Origin of the sequence: Streptomyces sp. CLV115, assembly GCF_038448545.1 — a bacterium.
GTDB lineage: Bacteria > Actinomycetota > Actinomycetes > Streptomycetales > Streptomycetaceae > Streptomyces > Streptomyces sanglieri.
Genome location: NZ_JBCEWQ010000432.1, coordinates 1 through 441, shown reverse-complemented (window position 1 = coordinate 441; position 441 = coordinate 1). Strand labels below are relative to the sequence as shown.

At 59.4% G+C, this 441-nt stretch carries 1 rRNA gene; it reads left to right on the top strand.

The features are described 5' to 3' along the window. Positions 1-441 (top strand): 16S ribosomal RNA (locus tag AADR41_RS42505); the annotation flags it as partial.

The window sequence follows — 441 nt, the reverse complement described above, 5'->3', positions numbered from 1 at the left end:
CCTACGGGTGGCTGCAGTGGGGAATATTGCAGAATGGGCGAAAGCGTGATGCAGCGACGCCGCGTGAGGGATGACGGCCTTCGGGTTGTAAACCCCTTTCAGCAGGGACGAAACTGACGGTACCTGCAGAAGAAGCCCCGGCCAACTACGTGCCAGCAGCCGCGGTAATACGTAGGGGGCGAGCGTTGTCCGGATTCATTGGGCGTAAAGAGCTCGTAGGCGGCTTGGCAAGTCGGGTGTGAAACCTCCAGGCTCAACCTGGAGCTGCCACTCGATACTTCCATGGCTAGAGTCCGGTAGGGGACCACGGAATTCCTGGTGTAGCGGTGAAATGCGCTGATATCAGGAGGAACACCGGTGGCGAAGGCGGTGGTCTGGGCCGGTACTGACGCTGATGAGCGAAAGCGTGGGGAGCGAACAGGATTAGATACCCCAGTAGTC